The sequence below is a fragment of the Vreelandella aquamarina genome (assembly GCF_020075495.1).
Taxonomy (GTDB): domain Bacteria; phylum Pseudomonadota; class Gammaproteobacteria; order Pseudomonadales; family Halomonadaceae; genus Vreelandella; species Vreelandella aquamarina_A.
Genome location: NZ_JABYQT010000003.1, coordinates 328,934 through 340,638 on the forward strand (window position 1 = coordinate 328,934; position 11,705 = coordinate 340,638).

An 11,705-nucleotide genomic window follows, 5' to 3' on the forward strand; every position below is an offset into this window, starting at 1 on the left:
TGCAGGAAGTAGGCTAGGCCAGTAATACTGTTTAGAGAATACTCAACAATCGGGATGAGGCAGTGAAGAGCATTCACCAATGAGTAAGCCGACCCTTACCGATCTTAAGGCCTTCAAGGCAGTGGCCGAGCATCAGAGCTTTCGTCGAGCAGCGGATTTGCTGGGCGTCAGCCGATCATCATTAAGTCACACGCTGCGAAGCCTGGAGCGTCGGCTTGGCACGCGGCTTTTACACCGCACCACACGCAGCGTTTCGCTGACTCACAGTGGTGAGCGCTTACTCATGCGCTTGGGGCCGCTGCTGGGCGAGCTGGATACCTTGCTGGAAGAGGCCTCAAGCCTTGAAGGCAGGCTGACAGGGCGATTACGCATCAACGGCAGCGAAGCGGCCATTCGCTTATTACTGCAACGTGTGGTGCCAGCGTTTTTGGCACGTCACAACGGTGTCGAGCTGGATCTGGTGGCGGAGAGCAGGCTGGTGGATATCGTCGAGCAGGGATTTGACGCGGGCATCAGGCTAAGAGAAGCGGTACCCAAGGACATGGTCGCGATACCCGTAGGTGGCAGCATGCGGTTTCTCGCCGTGGCCTCGCCCGACTACCTTAAGGGCAAGCCGATACCCGAAACCCCTGAACAGCTCACCATGCACCGCTGCATTCGCCAGCGGCTGCCCAGCGGTAAGCTGTACCGGTGGGAGTTTCAGTTACATGGACAGGAAGTGGCGGTCGATGTGCCGGGCGCGATGACGCTGGACAGTAGCCAGTTAATGGTGGAAGCGGCAGCGGATGGGTTAGGCATCGCCTACGTGCCCGAGCCCTACGCCCAGCCTTACCTGCGTGATGCCATGCTGGTGACGGTGCTGGAGGCATGGTGCCCCGAGATACCCGGCCTGCATCTTTACTACCCCAACAACCGGCATGTGCCGCCCAGCCTGCGAGCATTCATTGATGTAATGCGCGAGTGAGACGCCTTTAATCAATAGATTGAAGAAGAGCCAGCCGATCAGGTATCACCCGACATGACGCTTGACCCCTTTGCGTTTAACCACCACTTCGAGCCCCATTAAATCCAGCACGTCCAGTACCTTCTGTAATTGCAGGGTAGGCTTGCCGCGTTCCAGAACTACGATGAAGCGGTTGCCGATGCCCGCAAGGCCCGCCAGATCAATCTGCAATAAGCCTTGCTCGGGGCGTAGTTGTCGCACCAGGCGGCCGGAGTTGTTTAACAAAAGATTTGTCAATCATACGGGACCCGACAGTTGGCAGAAAAGGCGACGGCTTCCTGGGTGTTCAAATGAACGCAGTCCGCCTTGTGGTCATTGCCGCAGCGCGGCACATAACCCTGAGATTGCGCCTTCCATTTTCGATAGTGAGGACTTGCTGGGGGGAATCCGTCGCCGCGTAGAAAGGCGCTCCGTGATGCTTGCGACAATGCAGTCAGTGGCACATATCTACTCGAAGCGGATCGCTTTTAGTGAGAGATTTTTGGCAGTGCCCTTGGTTCTAAATAGGGCATCCGCCCGACCCGCTATGTGCTTTACTATCAGCAACGTCCCTTCACGGAGAAAACCCCATGGCCATAGGCGGTTTGATTGGATTGCTGGATGACATTGCCGCCCTGGCGAAGTTATCCGCTGCATCGCTTGACGACGTGAGCGCCGCCGCCGGGCGGGCGACGGCGAAGGCGGCCGGGGTGGTGGTGGATGATACGGCGGTAACGCCGCAATATTTACAAGGGGTAACGGCCGAGCGTGAGCTGTCGATCGTGAAGCAGATCGCGCTGGGGTCTATCCGCAACAAGCTGATCATTATCCTGCCGGTGGCGCTGCTGCTGAATCACTTCTTGCCCACGCTGTTGCCGATCATCCTGATGGTGGGCGGCACCTACCTGGCGTTTGAGGGCGCGGAGAAGGTCTGGCACAAGCTTTCCGGTAAGCATGATGACGACAAGCCGGCGGTCGAGAAGGGGCCGGAAGCCGAGAAAAAGATCGTCAGTGGGGCCGTGCGCACCGACCTGATTCTGTCTGCTGAAATCATGGTGATTGCGCTTTCTACGGTTTCTCATCAGGGGTTCTGGTCGCAGCTGGTGAGCCTGGTGGTGGTGGCGTTTGTCATCACCCTGCTGGTGTATGGCGTGGTGGCGCTGCTGGTCAGGATGGATGATATCGGCCTGAAACTTGCCCAGCAGGAGAGTTCGGGCCTACAGAAACTGGGCCGTAGCCTGGTGACGGCCATGCCCAAGGTGCTGGCGACCATCTCGGTAGTGGGCACCGTGGCCATGCTCTGGGTGGGTGGGCATATCCTGATGGCCAACCTGGGGGCGGATGGCACGGGGTGGTTCAACGCCCCCTATGAGTGGGTTCACCATATCGAGCACGGCATTGCCGAGGCAACCGGCACCTTGGGCGGTGTGCTGGGCTGGAGCTTCAATACGCTGTGTTCAGCGGTGATTGGCTTCTTGGTGGGCTCGGTGGTGGTGGGTGTGCTGCACTTCATTCCTGCCAAGAAGACGCATTCGGCATAGGGGCGGCCGTAACTTCATTTGCTCGACAATCCGCGCAGCGCCGGGCGCAATCCCATGCCTGGTTAACAACGCGTGACCAGATGCTAAGGGGTCAATAAGAACCGCGCTTGCAGTTATCGCGATACAGCGGGGCATCGGTGCCGAGCGCCAACCGCTTGGTGTTGCTGTTGTAGTAGAAGCGCCCGGACTCGGCGCCTGAAAGCGCATAGTCGCCGCACACCCCATAGCCCTTGTTGACTTGCCTCAGGTGGGAAATTTCGACCAATGCCTGGCTATCGAGCCGTTTCGCTATCGTCTCGGCGATGTGGGCATCACGCTGGGCCTCGGAATAGGCCTGGCCGCCGAATATCAGACCCGCCACGACAAAAATGGCGACGACGGGAATCCATAGATTATGCATGGGGTGTCCAGTGAGAGAATCTTGAAGCGCATGACTTCAGCAAAAAAAATATTTAGCGGGATAATAACTTTTTGCTCATCAACTTTCATCGGTTGTTGAGCGATGAGCACGATTCGCCTTGCGCTTCTACCGGCGATACTTGTCAGATCTATCTGCAGCAAGCCCTGACCGGTGTGGTGTTGGCGCACCACTGGCCAGGCTCATCGCTTGGGCGAGTGCTGGAGTATGAAGAAGCGCCATTCTTTGTCCTGGCGAGCCTTTCATGATTACCGAGCGGTAATTCGTGAGGCCAAATCTGATAAGATTGATCCATAAGTTACCGTTCGGTAACTAGAATAGCTGACCCAAGCGTTGACGTCCCGGGTGGTCAATCTTCTCGATCCCGATCATGGCGCTCCGCAACCGGAAAGGGCGGTAGCCACTGCTCGCGACGAATGTTCCAGAGCTCGTAGGTTGGCTTTAGCTGGTCTGGCTCATCCAGGGCGCCAAGGTATAGCTCGATTTCGTCTTCGCTTTCCGAAAACACCGACGAGCCGCAGGTCGGGCAGAAGTAGCGCCCTTTATAGCTATGCGGCTCACCTTCGACGGTAACGGTACCCTTGGGATAGTCCGCCGCGACGTAGAAAAGAGTGCCGTGGTGCTTGCGGCAATCCATGCAGTGGCAAATGCCCACCCCCCGTGATTCACCACTGGCTGTGAACCGCACCTTGCCGCACAGGCAGCCACCGGTTAGTTGCTTCATTGCCGGTCTTCGCAAGATTTATCTGACATACCGTGATTGAATAGCACCATCTTCTAATCTCTTTTTATATATAAAAGGGTCATGGTTCCATGTCCGAGTTTTACCATCATCAACAGCAGTTCGATAACACTTTCGAGCAGCTGCCTCATTATAAGGCTTATCCGCGTATGGCGCCTTTCGTGGGGAGCCTCTACGGCCACTGTGGCCCGAAGATTCTATTGGTGGCTGAAAGTCACTACCTGCCACCGGAGAGTTCGCTTCACCTGGACGCCCAACGCTGGTATGCCGGATCGCAAGCGGATCTTGGCACCGATGATCAGCCTGGCTGGATATATACCCGCAAGATCATCGATAAAGAGCACGGCCAATGGGTCGCGAGAGGACACGAGATCTACCGTCGCTTGAATCGAGCATTGGGGGAGGCGGGGTATGAAGGAGACGGCAATCTATTCCGATACGTTGCCTTCATGAACGGGTTTCAGCGACCTGCCGTCACCGGAAAGAGCTTGAACGTCCAGCCAGAGGATCTGGAGGTTGCCAGGCAGACGCTCAATGGGGTGATCGATATCATCGAGCCTGATCGCGTGATCTTCGTCTCCACGAAAGCGAAAAGACATTTGAGCAAGCATCTTGAGATCGCCTCGAGCGGGGTGCCTCACCCTGCCAGCGCCTGGTGGTATCGGGCCTCCCGGCTTGGAACGGGCAAAGAGCGCTTTATTCGCCATGTTTCAGGTGTTTGAAACGCAGAGAACTCTCGCGACCGGCCTCGAGGCCGAGACATGACCGTAACCCGCCCGTGAAGCCGGCCGCACGGTTACCGCTTTAGCAGCCCGCCATCGACCACGTATTGGCTGCCCGTCACGAAAGAGACGTCGTCGGAAAGCAGGAAGGTGGCCACTGCAGCCGGCATGAAATCGCGAAAGCGGGTGTCTATGGGGCCGGGAATCAGCGTATTGACTCGAATGTTCCTTGCTCCCAGCTCGGCGGCCCAGCCGCGTACCAAGGCGACCAGGGCCGACTTGGCCGCGGCGTAAAGGCTCGTGGCGGGGGCGCCTTCGTAAACGGAGGTGGAGCTGGTGACCACGACCGAGGCGCCCTCGTGCAGGTGATTCGCCAGCGTAGCCATCTGAAGTACCGGGCCTTTCAGGTTGGCGCCGATGATCTGGTCGAACGCCGCCGGCGTGACCTCTTCGGCGTGACCAAGGCGGGCAACGCCGGCATTCAGCCAGAGCCCGTCCAGGCCTCACGTCATCGATGAAATAGGTGTACACGGTATAACGCCCGCCACCGTTGCCCGCCGTGCCCGTGCGTTTCTCTTCGATCAGCCGACCGCGCACCTGGGTCGTCGTGTGCCGGAGCGTGGTGGCTCGCTCCAGGCCATGCGCCATGAAAAAGACGCCCAGTACCGCGACGACCAGATCCAGCACGATCAGAAAGCCGATCAGCAGTACCGGCGCGCGGATATCATCCATCACGAATGCCACCGGCAGCGCGACGCTGAGCACGAGAAAGAAGATGCCCAACAGCACCAGCAGCCATTTGAAGAACACCACGCGCAGGTAAACCGTGCGGGCGTGGTGCTTTTCCAGGGCGGTCAGCGGGCGGGAGTGGTTGCTCAAGCAGGGCTCCTTGTTAGTGGCAAAAGATTAGCTGAAAGAGATTTTTGGGTCATGATGGCCAGCCGCCACCGCTTACCCTCTCAACCTTTTCTCGTGCGGCGTTTCATCGAACCCTGGGTCGAAGCGCCGGCGCAGCGCTCGGATCACTTTACCTATAAGCAGGGTGATCAGCAAAAGCCCCACCACATAACCCACCACGGCCAGCAGGCTCAGAAAGAAGTCGATGCTGATCAGAAAGTCCATCGTGACCGGCTGCATTGGCCGACAAAATGGCCTGGCCGATTCGCGTCAACCTCACCGTGAACAAGGCAGTTGTCTGCCAACGCTGAATATCACGTATCATCCGCTCAGCAACGCCGGTGAGCGGTCGCTGTAAGTGGGTCAAAAGGGGGCTATCCTTTCTAAAATTGCAAAAAGGGCCGTCGATGCTGAATGTGATAAAACGATCCTGGTCGCCCGGCGTTGCGGGAAACCCGAGCAGGCTGCGTCGAAAGATAGAGCTTTGCAATCAGGTCGGGTTGTTCGGGGCCATTGCTACCACGCCTTACCAGCTGTTCTACTTTTTCTACGATTTCGCCCTTTACCGCGGGGTGTTTCTTTTCAATCTGCTCTTCATGACGGTCTATCTCGTGGTGCTTCTGTTGAATCACTGGCGGTGGCACCGGGCGGCCAGAAACGTCTTGCTGGTGAACGTGTGCAGTCAGCTGTTCGTGGTGACGTTCTTCATCAGCGCCGGTGCGGGCGTACACCTGTTCTACTTCACCATTGCCTCTATCCTGGTGTTTCTTTTTAAGCGCCTGCGCGTAACGACGTATGTTCCCATGATGGTGCTGTTGGGCGTGCTCTATTTGAGTGCCCATTTTCTGTTTTCGCCGGGCTCCGTGCCGGCGCCGGTGCCTTCACCCTGGATCGATATCATGTATGCCGGCAGCGTGACGGGTGCGCTGGCGCTGCTGGGGGTCTTTCTCTACCTCTTTCGCAAGCAGATCGATCAGGCGGAAGACGAGCTGACGCGCACCAACCAGCATCTGGAAACATTGAGCAACACCGACCCCCTGACGGGCCTTGCCAACCGGCGCGTGCTGGATGAAACGCTTGCGCAGGAGTGGGCCCGCCTGGCCCGCTGGCCCGGTGCGCTTTGCGTCATCATGTGCGATGTGGATCACTTCAAGCTGTTCAATGACCACTACGGCCATGATGGCGGCGACCGCTGCCTGCGCGAGATTACCGCGGCGCTGCAAGGCGTACTCTCGCGGCCTTCCGATTTACTGGTGCGTTATGGCGGAGAGGAGTTTGCAGTCGTGCTGCCCGGCACCGATCAGGCGGGGAGCCGTTATATCGGTGAAAAGTTGCGCCAGGCGGTCGAGGGCCTGAACATTCCCAACGAGAAGTCGGTCACCGCTGCGTGTGTCACCATCAGCGTCGGGGTATCGGGGATCGATCACTTCAGCCCGGATCTCAACCGGCACGGGGTTGATCATCTGTTGAAGCGTGCGGACCAGGCGCTTTACCAGGCAAAGGCGGGTGGGCGTAACCGGATGGTTTTCCTGCCTTATCTGGGGGCGTCTACTCTGGTCGAGCAGTAGGGGTTTATAAGGGGCAGGGAAGCATGACGCAAAAGGGCCGCTCATCAACCAAGCGGCCCTTTTTACTACGTGGTGCAGTGCGAAACAGGCGCCTTACGCTTCTTCCACCCCATCCACGATGAACACGCGGTAGTCGGCGCCCTGGAAGCGGTGCTGTCGGGCTTCCTGGTAAGCGTCGCTTTGATACCAGGCGCGGGCGGCGGCCATATCCGGGAAGCGCAGAATCACTGCGCCTTCCATGTCGCTGCCTTCCAGCACTTCAAAGTCGCCGTAGAAAGCGAGCGGCTTGGGGTCGTGGCCTTCGCGGGCGGCCTTGGCCTTTTCGGCGTAACGCGAAAAGGCGTCAGCGTCGTGGGTACGTTCGCGGGTCAGTACGACATAAGCGGGCATGAGCGCCTCCTTAGGCGAGTTGCTTGAGCAGGGCGTCAGCAGTGGCTTCGGACGAGCCGGGGTTCTGGCCGGTAATCAGCAGGCCATCAACGAGCACGTAAGAACTCCAGTCGTCGCCCTTGCTGTACTCACCGCCGTTCTCCTTGAGCATGTCCTCGACCAGAAACGGCACTACCTTGGTCAGGCCAACGGCCTCTTCTTCGCTGTTGCTGAAACCAGTGACCTTGCGGCCAGCCACTACCGGTTTGCCATCGCTGCCTTTCACGTGGCGCAGTACGCCTGGGGCGTGGCAGACCGCGGCAACGGGCTTGCCGGCGGCCAGGGCGTCTTCGATCAGGCGCACGGAGGTGGCGCTTTCCGCCAGGTCCCACAGCGGGCCGTGGCCGCCGGGGTAGAATACCGCGTCGAATTCGGCGATGTTCATGTCGGCAAGCTTGTGCGTGTTGGCCAGCGCTTTCTGGGCGTCGAGGTCTGCCTGGAAGCGGTTGGTGGCCTCGGTCTGGGCGTCTGGCGCGTTGCTGCTGGGGTCCAGCGGCGGCTGGCCGCCTTCCGGCGAGGCCAGAGTGAGTTCGGCGCCCGCATCGAGGAAGGTGTAGTAGGGCGCGGCCAGCTCTTCGAGCCAGAAGCCGGTCTTGTTGCCGGTATCACCAAGTTGGTCGTGCGAGGTTACTACGACAAGAATTTTCATGCTGGCGTCCTTTCTTGGGTGGATTGGGCAGAGAGATTTAACAGAGCGTAGGTGGCTTTGAGCGCCGCATCCAGCGGCACCCGGTCGCGGGTGATCTTGGCGCGCAGGCTGGCGCCCAGCCACAGCTGGTAGAGCGTGGTGGCAAGCTCGGCGGCACTGCCCTGGGTCGTGGTCAAGCCCGGAAGCGAGCCATCCTCGACGGCGGCATCGATAGCCTGGGCCAACCGGGCAATGACCTGCTCGGTGCCGCGTTTCAGCACCTGGCGCATGCGCTCGGAAAGATCGCTGACTTCCGCTGCAAGCTTGACCGCCAGGCATTTACCGCGCGGGTCGCCGTGATGTTGGGTGTCACGCCAGTGGATCCAGTAGCTCATCAGCCGCTCGGCGTGGGAGGCGCCCTGTTCCAGGCGCTCGTCGAGCTGGTCAAGATAGCCTGTGAAGTAGTCTTCCAGCAGCGCTTCACCGAACGCTTCCTTCGAGCCGAAGTAGTGGTAGAAGGAGCCCTTGGGCACCGCGGCGGCCTTGAGAATCTCGTTGAGTCCTACCGCCGTGAATCCTCGGCCCGCGATGATCAGCTGGCCGGTATGCAGAATGCGCTGCCGGACATCGCCGGTAACTGGTGTCGTGTTCATGCCCATAGCTTACGCTTGATTAGACCAGTCGTCTAGCAGGCGTCAATTTCCAGGCCACAGCGGTTCGAGCGGGCCGCCCACCGGGCAGGTCTCGGGAATAGCCACCTTGGCCACCCGCGCCTGGGCAGCGTCGAGCGCTTGCGGGTCGCCGCGCTCGATTTCCGGGTCTTGCCCCGGTGGGTAGGCGCCTACCATGCAGAAGTCGTCGTCCGCTTCCAGGCTGGCATGCCCGACCCCGGCGGGCAGCACCAGTACATCGCCGGGGTTGAGCATGACCTCGCGACCGTCAGGGCCGCCCAGCCGCGCTCGGGCCCGGCCACGAAAGATGCCGAGTGCCTCGTGGGCGGTGGAGTGAAAGTGATCGAAGTCGTAAAGGTGGTAGCGCCAGGCTGGCGGCCAGCCATGCTGCTGGAACAGGCGCTCGAAGGCATCAGCGCGCTCGTCTGGGCTTGCGGTGTCGAGCACCTTGCGGTAAATCAGCACGGGCAAAGAAGAGTTGGGATAGCCGCTGGATTCGTCGCACTCCAGCAGAAGGGTTTCGGGCGTTAAGGTCGACATGCTGGCCTCCTCGTCAGGGTTTTCGGCATCGTCTTCAGCATAGCCGAGCTTGCCAATACGCGAAGGATCTGGGTTTAAATCGGTGGTCATTGGCCGAAAATGGCGACAATCGTTATCATATTGATGATGTTGTCCCTCATTACGCTACTTTCCGCGAGCTCTCATGACCCAATCTAAAACGCCTTTTATTGTGGTGCTGAGCCTGGCATTGACCATGATGCTAGGCCCGTTTTCCATGGATACGTATCTGCCGGCCTTTCCGGCCATCGGTGAGTCGCTGGGCGTGTCTCAGCAGGCGGTATCGCTGAGCGTGTCGGTATACGTGTTTGCGATGGCGTTGGGGCAACTGATTGGCGGGGCGCTGTCCGACCGCTTCGGCCGCCAGCGGGTGTTGATGAGCGGGCTGGCGATCTTTGCGCTCTCGAGCATCGCCATCGGCATGGCGGACTCCTTGAACACCCTGCTCGGCGGGCGGGCAATCCAGGCGATTGGCGCAGGGTTGACGCTTGTTTCGGTGCCGGCGCTGGTGCGCGACCGGGTGTCGGGTCGTGACGCGGCGAAGCTATTTTCAATGATGGGCTTCATCATGGTGCTGGCGCCGGGCATTGCGCCAAGCGTGGGCAGTGCGATTCTGTCGCTGGGCTCCTGGCACTATATCTTCTTCGTTCTGGCGGCCTACGCGGTGCTCTTGGTGCCGCTGCTGATACGCGTGCTGTTTACGGGCAAGGGCCGGGTGCCGCGGGCGAAAAGCCCACAGATGAGCCTCCTGGCGCGTTACAAGCTGGTGCTTTCGACCAAGCCGGCGCTGCCGTTCATTGCCTGGCAGGCCGCGTCCTTTTCTACCTTGATGATGTTCATCACCTATGCGTCGTTTATCTATCAGGGGCACTTCGAGCAGTCGCCGTCGAGCTTTTCGATGCTGTTTGCGGCGAACATCGTTGCCATGCTGTTCTTCAACATCCTCAACCGGATACTGCTTTCCCGCCTGCCGTCGCTGCGCATTCTTCAACTGGCGACGGGGTGCCAGGCGCTCGGCATCTTGCTGCTGCTGATGGCGGCGTTCCTGGAGTGGCCGCTGTACGCGTTCCTGGCCGCCATGATGCTGACCATCGGCACCGTCGGGGCGATCTCACCCAATATCCAGGCCTGCTTTCTGGAATTCTTTCCCACCAGCGGTGGCACGGCCGCTGCCCTTCTGGGGGCGGCCCAGTTCGGCATCGCCGGCATATTGAGTGCACTTTCCGCTCTGTTGCCGCATACGCTGGAAGCCGTCGTGCTTGCCATGGCCGCCTGCGGGTCGGTGGCATACCTGCTGCTTGCCCGCTCGATCATCAAGGGGCGGGCCGCGGTCGAGGCGCCCTGAGTGCTTGAATCTTGTTCCTTCGTGTTTCGGGTGTTCCCATGAAAATCGATCTTTATCAGGTGGATGCCTTTGCATCCCGGCCCTTCGAGGGCAATCCGGCAGCGGTATGCCCGCTGGATGAGTGGCTGGAGGATGGGCGGCTGCAGGCCATCGCCGCGGAAAACAACCTTTCCGAAACCGCCTTCTTCGTACCGGAAGAAGCAGGCTATCGCCTGCGCTGGTTCACGCCCTCCGTGGAAGTGGACCTGTGCGGCCATGCCACGCTGGCCGCTGCCTGGGTAATCTTCAACCGGCTTGGCGATAGCGCCGATGCCCTGCATTTCGAGACGCGCAGCGGCGTGCTGACGGTGCGCCGCGAAGGGGATGAGCTTGCCATGGATTTCCCCGCGAAGGCACTGGCGCCGCTGGAGCAATACAACGAGGTGAGCGAGGCCCTTGGCGGCATCGAGATCGAAGAACTCTGGATAGCCGATGATATCGTGGCGGTAGTGAAGGACGCAGCGCTGATCGCCACACTTGCCCCTGACATGCAGACGTTGAAAGCGCTGCCTGGCCGTGGCATCGCGGTGACGGCCCAGGGGCAGGATGTCGATATCGTCTCGCGCTGGTTCGGCCCCAAGGTCGGCGTGGAGGAAGACCCAGTGACCGGCTCGGCGCATACATCGCTGGCGCCTTACTGGGCGAAGCGCCTGGGCAAGCCTTTGCTCACAGCTCGCCAGGGCGGCGCTCGTCAAGGTGAACTGAGCTGCCGGGTAGAAGGCGAGCGCGTGGTGATCAAGGGGCGCGTAGCACCCTATCTACAAGGGACCATCTTGCTGCCGGAGTGCGCCGGGTGAAGGACACCCGGCAGTGACGCAAATCCTTCGTTAAAAAAAGAAGCTGTGGCGTTGCGACGTACCTTTGCCCGGTGCTTTTGAGCAGTGCTTGTGCGTAGCACTTTTGAGCAGTGCTTTCGCAGCTACTTTCGCTCCCCTCCGGCTAGGCCTTCTCGATCTCGGTATGCAGTTTCAGGACCCGGGTGCCGTCTTCTTGCTTGATCAGGTAGGCAGGATTCTTCTCGCTGCCTTTACGAGTCACTTCGCTGCCTTTCAGCTTGCGAGTGACGGTCTCCTGAAATTTCTTGGTCACCTGGCCCTCGGCCCAGTTGTCGCCCCATTTCCACTTTACCCATTCGCGCTGCTTGAAGTCCGCCATGGCAAATCTC

General features: G+C 59.7%; 17 protein-coding genes. 8 read left to right on the forward strand and 9 right to left on the reverse strand.

Going from position 1 to position 11,705, the window contains the following annotated elements; translation table 11 throughout:
* The first annotated feature begins 79 nt into the window (after window positions 1-79).
* A complete protein-coding gene (locus HW452_RS06955) occupies window positions 80-964 on the forward strand; it encodes a LysR family transcriptional regulator (protein WP_224105368.1) in 885 nt (294 codons plus the stop codon).
* A gap of 45 nt (window positions 965-1,009) precedes the next feature.
* Here HW452_RS06955 and HW452_RS06960 read toward each other — a convergent pair whose 3' ends face one another.
* Complete coding sequence (locus HW452_RS06960) at window positions 1,010-1,204, reverse strand: transcriptional regulator (RefSeq protein ID WP_224105369.1); 195 nt, start codon at window positions 1,202-1,204, stop codon at window positions 1,010-1,012.
* Window positions 1,205-1,572: 368 nt separating this feature from the next.
* Between HW452_RS06960 and HW452_RS06965 the strand changes: the two genes are divergently transcribed.
* Window positions 1,573-2,523, forward strand: coding sequence for a DUF808 domain-containing protein (locus HW452_RS06965; protein ID WP_224105370.1), 951 nt, complete (start codon window positions 1,573-1,575; stop codon window positions 2,521-2,523).
* A 91-nt stretch (window positions 2,524-2,614) separates the two neighbouring features.
* Here HW452_RS06965 and HW452_RS06970 read toward each other — a convergent pair whose 3' ends face one another.
* The gene (locus tag HW452_RS06970) at window positions 2,615-2,923 is read right to left on the reverse strand and encodes a hypothetical protein (RefSeq protein WP_224105371.1); all 309 of its coding nucleotides are present in this window, start codon (window positions 2,921-2,923) and stop codon (window positions 2,615-2,617) included.
* A gap of 71 nt (window positions 2,924-2,994) precedes the next feature.
* Between HW452_RS06970 and HW452_RS06975 the strand changes: the two genes are divergently transcribed.
* On the forward strand, window positions 2,995-3,189 hold the full coding sequence (locus tag HW452_RS06975) for a hypothetical protein (RefSeq protein ID WP_224105372.1): 195 nt from the start codon (window positions 2,995-2,997) through the stop codon (window positions 3,187-3,189).
* Between the two features lie 101 nt (window positions 3,190-3,290).
* On the opposite strand, the gene HW452_RS06980 is transcribed toward HW452_RS06975, so the two are convergent.
* On the reverse strand, window positions 3,291-3,665 hold the full coding sequence (locus HW452_RS06980) for a GFA family protein (RefSeq protein ID WP_224105373.1): 375 nt from the start codon (window positions 3,663-3,665) through the stop codon (window positions 3,291-3,293).
* 89 nt (window positions 3,666-3,754) lie between these two features.
* Between HW452_RS06980 and HW452_RS06985 the strand changes: the two genes are divergently transcribed.
* Window positions 3,755-4,405, forward strand: coding sequence for a hypothetical protein (locus HW452_RS06985; RefSeq protein WP_224105374.1), 651 nt, complete (start codon window positions 3,755-3,757; stop codon window positions 4,403-4,405).
* Between the two features lie 74 nt (window positions 4,406-4,479).
* On the opposite strand, the gene HW452_RS06990 is transcribed toward HW452_RS06985, so the two are convergent.
* Window positions 4,480-4,905: an SDR family NAD(P)-dependent oxidoreductase gene (locus tag HW452_RS06990; RefSeq protein ID WP_317986328.1), complete on the reverse strand. Its 426-nt coding sequence runs from the start codon at window positions 4,903-4,905 to the stop codon at window positions 4,480-4,482.
* A gap of 109 nt (window positions 4,906-5,014) precedes the next feature.
* Between HW452_RS06990 and HW452_RS06995 the strand changes: the two genes are divergently transcribed.
* Window positions 5,015-5,587 carry a hypothetical protein gene (locus tag HW452_RS06995; RefSeq protein WP_224105375.1) on the forward strand — a complete coding sequence of 191 codons (573 nt, stop codon included), beginning with the start codon at window positions 5,015-5,017 and terminating at the stop codon, window positions 5,585-5,587.
* A gap of 122 nt (window positions 5,588-5,709) precedes the next feature.
* Entirely contained in the window at window positions 5,710-6,870 is a 1,161-nt protein-coding gene (locus HW452_RS07000) for a GGDEF domain-containing protein (protein WP_224105376.1), read from the forward strand.
* A 93-nt stretch (window positions 6,871-6,963) separates the two neighbouring features.
* On the opposite strand, the gene HW452_RS07005 is transcribed toward HW452_RS07000, so the two are convergent.
* The 4 genes from HW452_RS07005 to HW452_RS07020 are packed head-to-tail and all read right to left on the reverse strand — an operon-like array spanning window position 6,964 to window position 9,138.
* Window positions 6,964-7,260 carry a DUF1330 domain-containing protein gene (locus tag HW452_RS07005; RefSeq protein ID WP_224105377.1) on the reverse strand — a complete coding sequence of 99 codons (297 nt, stop codon included), beginning with the start codon at window positions 7,258-7,260 and terminating at the stop codon, window positions 6,964-6,966.
* A 10-nt stretch (window positions 7,261-7,270) separates the two neighbouring features.
* Window positions 7,271-7,948, reverse strand: a complete 678-nt coding sequence (locus tag HW452_RS07010) for a type 1 glutamine amidotransferase domain-containing protein (protein ID WP_224105378.1) — start codon at window positions 7,946-7,948, stop codon at window positions 7,271-7,273.
* Entirely contained in the window at window positions 7,945-8,580 is a 636-nt protein-coding gene (locus HW452_RS07015) for a TetR/AcrR family transcriptional regulator (RefSeq protein WP_224105379.1), read from the reverse strand. The genes HW452_RS07010 and HW452_RS07015 overlap by 4 nt, the downstream gene beginning before the upstream one ends.
* Window positions 8,581-8,622: 42 nt before the next feature.
* Window positions 8,623-9,138, reverse strand: coding sequence for a cupin domain-containing protein (locus HW452_RS07020; RefSeq protein ID WP_224105380.1), 516 nt, complete (start codon window positions 9,136-9,138; stop codon window positions 8,623-8,625).
* A 163-nt stretch (window positions 9,139-9,301) separates the two neighbouring features.
* Here HW452_RS07020 and HW452_RS07025 point away from each other — a divergent pair, with 163 nt between their 5' ends.
* Both HW452_RS07025 and HW452_RS07030 read left to right on the forward strand, forming a co-directional pair.
* Window positions 9,302-10,501: a multidrug effflux MFS transporter gene (locus HW452_RS07025; protein WP_224105381.1), complete on the forward strand. Its 1,200-nt coding sequence runs from the start codon at window positions 9,302-9,304 to the stop codon at window positions 10,499-10,501.
* 38 nt (window positions 10,502-10,539) lie between these two features.
* Complete coding sequence (locus HW452_RS07030; RefSeq protein ID WP_224105382.1) at window positions 10,540-11,337, forward strand: PhzF family phenazine biosynthesis protein; 798 nt, start codon at window positions 10,540-10,542, stop codon at window positions 11,335-11,337.
* A 142-nt stretch (window positions 11,338-11,479) separates the two neighbouring features.
* Here HW452_RS07030 and HW452_RS07035 read toward each other — a convergent pair whose 3' ends face one another.
* The gene (locus HW452_RS07035) at window positions 11,480-11,695 is read right to left on the reverse strand and encodes a DUF2945 domain-containing protein (protein ID WP_224105383.1); all 216 of its coding nucleotides are present in this window, start codon (window positions 11,693-11,695) and stop codon (window positions 11,480-11,482) included.
* Window positions 11,696-11,705 lie beyond the last annotated feature (10 nt).

Coding starts and splice junctions, on each gene's coding strand:
- HW452_RS06955 (WP_224105368.1), top strand. CDS start 80: ATGAGTAAGCCGACCCTTACCGATCTTAAGGCCTTCAAGGCAGTGGCC.
- HW452_RS06965 (WP_224105370.1), top strand. CDS start 1,573: ATGGCCATAGGCGGTTTGATTGGATTGCTGGATGACATTGCCGCCCTG.
- HW452_RS06970 (WP_224105371.1), bottom strand. CDS start 2,923: ATGCATAATCTATGGATTCCCGTCGTCGCCATTTTTGTCGTGGCGGGT.
- HW452_RS06980 (WP_224105373.1), bottom strand. CDS start 3,665: ATGAAGCAACTAACCGGTGGCTGCCTGTGCGGCAAGGTGCGGTTCACA.
- HW452_RS06985 (WP_224105374.1), top strand. CDS start 3,755: ATGTCCGAGTTTTACCATCATCAACAGCAGTTCGATAACACTTTCGAG.
- HW452_RS07000 (WP_224105376.1), top strand. CDS start 5,710: ATGCTGAATGTGATAAAACGATCCTGGTCGCCCGGCGTTGCGGGAAAC.
- HW452_RS07005 (WP_224105377.1), bottom strand. CDS start 7,260: ATGCCCGCTTATGTCGTACTGACCCGCGAACGTACCCACGACGCTGAC.
- HW452_RS07010 (WP_224105378.1), bottom strand. CDS start 7,948: ATGAAAATTCTTGTCGTAGTAACCTCGCACGACCAACTTGGTGATACC.
- HW452_RS07015 (WP_224105379.1), bottom strand. CDS start 8,580: ATGAACACGACACCAGTTACCGGCGATGTCCGGCAGCGCATTCTGCAT.
- HW452_RS07020 (WP_224105380.1), bottom strand. CDS start 9,138: ATGTCGACCTTAACGCCCGAAACCCTTCTGCTGGAGTGCGACGAATCC.
- HW452_RS07025 (WP_224105381.1), top strand. CDS start 9,302: ATGACCCAATCTAAAACGCCTTTTATTGTGGTGCTGAGCCTGGCATTG.
- HW452_RS07030 (WP_224105382.1), top strand. CDS start 10,540: ATGAAAATCGATCTTTATCAGGTGGATGCCTTTGCATCCCGGCCCTTC.
- HW452_RS07035 (WP_224105383.1), bottom strand. CDS start 11,695: ATGGCGGACTTCAAGCAGCGCGAATGGGTAAAGTGGAAATGGGGCGAC.